Origin of the sequence: Protofrankia sp. Cr1, assembly GCF_963555865.1 — a bacterium.
GTDB lineage: Bacteria > Actinomycetota > Actinomycetes > Frankiales > Frankiaceae > Protofrankia.
This window is the reverse complement of sequence record NZ_CAUVXO010000006.1, coordinates 10982-14424: the sequence shown is the minus strand read 5'-3', so window position 1 is coordinate 14424 and position 3443 is coordinate 10982. Positions and strand designations below refer to the sequence as shown.

Sequence of the window (3443 nt, the reverse complement as noted above, 5' to 3'; positions counted from 1 at the left end):
GGCTTTCATCCCAGCGCGCGACGGCCGTGACCAGGTCGTCCACATAGGCGCGCAGTAGAAGCGCACCTTCGCCCGGCGACGCTCCGGTCGGGTCACCCAGCACACCCGAGGGGCTCAGCGACCCGACCCCACGGCGGATCAGCTCGGCGAGCGGCGGCGACGGTCCGGCGACGGCCCGGTCGAGACGTACCAGGTCGGGCGCCAGGTGCAGCATGAGGGACGTCTCGATCCGTCCCGCGTGCAGGTCCGTGTCGCCGGCCGGTATCCCGAGATCGGTGGCACGAGCCGACCGCGGTGCCCAGGCGAGCACCTGGCGTCCCTCCGAGCGCAGCAGCGTGACCGCTTTCCGTAGGGCCGGTGCGTTGCCGCCGTGCCCGTTCACGAACACCACGCCAGACGCCGTGATGTCGGCGGAGCGGGCGATTTCAACGGCGGCCAGCGCGAGGACGTGGTTGCCCAGCGACAGCGTCCCGGGGAAGTCCGCGTGTTCGCCGCTCGCGCCGTAGGCCAGGGCCGGGGCTGCGAGGACACCGGGCAGCCGCGAGGCCAACCCGTCCGCGAGCGCCCGCGCGATCCGGGTGTCGGTGTCGAGCGGCAGGTGCGGTCCGTGCTGTTCGGTGCTTCCCAGCGGCACGGCGACCAGCGGTGACTGGTCGCGAAGCTCTGGCCAGCAGCGTTCACCGAGCCTGTTCATCGGGACCGGGAGCAGGAGCAGGAGCAGGAGCAGGAGCAGGTAGATAACCCCAGGCGCGCAGGGCGGCGAGGACGCGGTCGGCGGCCTGCGGCGGGTCGAGGCGGACGACGGCCCGATCGGTGCCGCGGGTGTCCCCGCCGCCGGTCAGCTGCCAGACGCGTTCGCGCGCCGGCAGGGTCGCAGCCGGCGGGAGCAGGACTTTCGGACGGGGACGCAGCGGCACTCTGGTCGCAGGCAGTGATACCGGGAGGGCGATCCGCACCACGTCGATCGGTGCACGCCGGGCCGCGACCACCGCACGCAGCCCGGCGCGACGCAGCGGTGCCGTCCCCGGGTCGACCGAGAGCACCGCCGGCGCCCGCACCCGCAGCCGTTCCCGCCGTCCACCGTCAATGCGTCGTTCGGCCTCGACGACCCCGGGCGCGGTCGGGGCGAGGGACACCAGGCCGAGCGCCTGCGCCACGCCACCGATGCCGTGCCCGCGACCGCGCCCCCGACTGAGGCCGGCGGCAACCAGCGCCGGTACCGCACCCGAGCCGCGGCGTGGGGACCAGCTTCCGGCGACCACGATGTCCGTGCGGGCCGCCTGCGCATGATTGGGGTCACCATGATCGGGGTCCCGACGCAGGGCCGCGATCACACCCGCGGCGACCATCCGCGGGTCGGCGTCGGCGTCGGCGTCCACCCGGATTGCCCTTGCGGCGCCGGCGGCGAGCACCGCCCGCAGAGTGGCGTCGGCGGCGGGCGGCCCGACGGTGAGCACCGCCACCGGCACGGACCAGGCGTCACCAAGACGCAGTGCCCACTCGCAGGCCGCCTGGTCGGCGGCGGACAGGCCGGACAGTCGCTCGTCGATGTGGACCTCGCCGGTCAGCGGGTCCACCTCGACCGCCAGCGGCGAGTGAGCCACCAGCACTGTCACCTGAAGGCCGAGGATGTCGCCGGTTTCAGCCATGGCGGAAGACGACACCGTGGCCTCCCTCCGGATAGCTCCAGGCGATCGCGCCCTGTTCGCCGCAGACCATGTAGCAGGTGCCGCATTCGAAGCACTGCTCGTAGTTGAACAGGATCCCGCCGTCGGATTTCGGCACGAACAGGTCTGCCGGGCAGGCGGTGACACATGCCTTGGTGGTGCACGTCTCGCACACGGTGGAGTCGACGGTGATGTGCGCCTGCTCCGCCACGTCGAAGCGCACCGTGTCCATGCGGTCGGTGAACGACAGCGTGTCCGCGGATGACGGGCGGGCCGGCCAGGGTAGGAAGCGTCGGGTACTCATGGCGGCGTCCCCTTTGACGATCATTGATTAGCCGAAGGTGCGCAGTGCGGCGGTACCATCCCGGACGAGGTCACGTAGTGTTACGCCGCTGCCGCGCATCCGGGCGCGCGCGATCGCCACGAGACCCCGTTTCGGACGCGGGTTCGTCACGGTGAACATGTCCTCGACGATTCCGCAGATCAGGTCCGGGTACCGCTGTTGCGTCCGCTCACCGAGCACGAGCGCCGGTGCGCGGCGCAGCTTCTTGTGGTCTGCCAGCACGAACGACGATTCAAGACGCCGTCGGTAGCCGGCGAGCCCGCGTGCGGACGTGTCACCCGCATCCAGCGCCTCGACCGCGGTCTGGCCGGCGGCGGCACCGGAGGCGATCGCGAAGTTGACGCCCTCCAGCCAGATCCCCGCGGCCAGGCACATCGCGGCCGCGTCCCCGGTGACCAGCATGCCGTCGCCGACCAGCGCCGGCATGGCGTCGTAGCCGCCCTCGGGGATGAGGTGCGCGCCGTACTCGACCAGTTCGCCGCCCTCGACCAGCGGATGGATCGCCGGGTGGGCCTTGAGCTCGGCGATGATCTCCTCGGGACGCCGGCGGGAGGCGGCGAGGTCCGGCAGGGACAGCACAACCCCGACCGAGATCGTGTCAAGGTTGGTGTAGACGAACCCGCCGCCGGCGATGCCGCCGGTACCGCCGAGGATCTCGATGTCGACGCCCTCGCGGTCACGGACCCCGAACCGGGCGTCGATCTCGCCCCGGGGCAGGGAGAGGACCTCCTTCGCACCTAACGTGAAGTGACGGGCGCCGGCGTTCGGGTACAGGCCAGCCTCCTTCGCCAGGAACGAGTTGACCCCGTCCGCGGCGATCACCACCGGCGCGCTCAGGTCGCCGTCGGGACGGTCGGTGCGCACACCGGTGATCCGTCCGGTGACCGGGTCGCGCAGCAGCCCGGTGGCCACGGTGGAGGTGACGAGCGTGGCACCGTCCTTTTCGGCCAACCCCGCGAACCACGCGTCGAAGTCGGGCCGCAGTGTGGTGGCGCCGTTGTACGGCGGCCGGCCCCACTTCTGGTTGCGGTAGTCGATCGACAGCGCCTGCTCACCGGTGAGGATCATCGTCTGCCGGCGGGTGACCCACCGCTGGATCGGTGCCTGCTCGGCCCAGCCCGGCACCAGGTCGTCGAGGACCCGGCCGTAGACGACCCCGCCGAAGAGGTTCTTCGAGCCCGGGAACGGTCCGCGTTCCAGCAGTAGCACCGATTTTCCCGCTCGCGCCGCGACCAGTGCGGCCGCCGAGCCGGCCGGCCCCGCACCGACGACGATCACGTCTGCGTCATGTCCGGCGTCGGCACGGGCATCCGATGGCGCTGGCATCGGCGGGGACAGCGGGTTGGTGGCCGGACGCTTCGGGGGCGAGGCCAGGTGCCCATCCGGATAGAGATCATCCGAGGGTGGTGAGCCGCTCACGGAAGGATCACCGC

General features: G+C 71.9%; 4 protein-coding genes. All 4 read right to left on the bottom strand.

The window, feature by feature from the left end; translation table 11 throughout:
• On the bottom strand, window positions 1-694 hold a 694-nt coding region (mftE, locus tag U9980_RS01570), incomplete at its 3' end, for a mycofactocin biosynthesis peptidyl-dipeptidase MftE (protein ID WP_322766366.1).
• A complete protein-coding gene (locus tag U9980_RS01565) occupies window positions 678-1664 on the bottom strand; it encodes a hypothetical protein (RefSeq protein WP_322766365.1) in 987 nt (328 codons plus the stop codon). The genes U9980_RS01565 and mftE, both read right to left, overlap by 17 nt.
• A complete protein-coding gene (locus tag U9980_RS01560; RefSeq protein ID WP_322754064.1) occupies window positions 1642-1971 on the bottom strand; it encodes a ferredoxin family protein in 330 nt (109 codons plus the stop codon). The genes U9980_RS01565 and U9980_RS01560 overlap by 23 nt, the downstream gene beginning before the upstream one ends.
• Window positions 1972-1998: 27 nt before the next feature.
• Window positions 1999-3336, bottom strand: coding sequence for an FAD-dependent oxidoreductase (locus U9980_RS01555; protein ID WP_416210112.1), 1338 nt, complete (start codon window positions 3334-3336; stop codon window positions 1999-2001).
• Window positions 3337-3443 lie beyond the last annotated feature (107 nt).

What these genes read in the sequence shown, in the direction of transcription:
- U9980_RS01555 (WP_416210112.1), bottom strand. Translation starts at nt 3,336, where the DNA reads ATGCCAGCGCCATCGGATGCCCGTGCCGACGCCGGACATGACGCAGAC.
- U9980_RS01560 (WP_322754064.1), bottom strand. Translation starts at nt 1,971, where the DNA reads ATGAGTACCCGACGCTTCCTACCCTGGCCGGCCCGCCCGTCATCCGCG.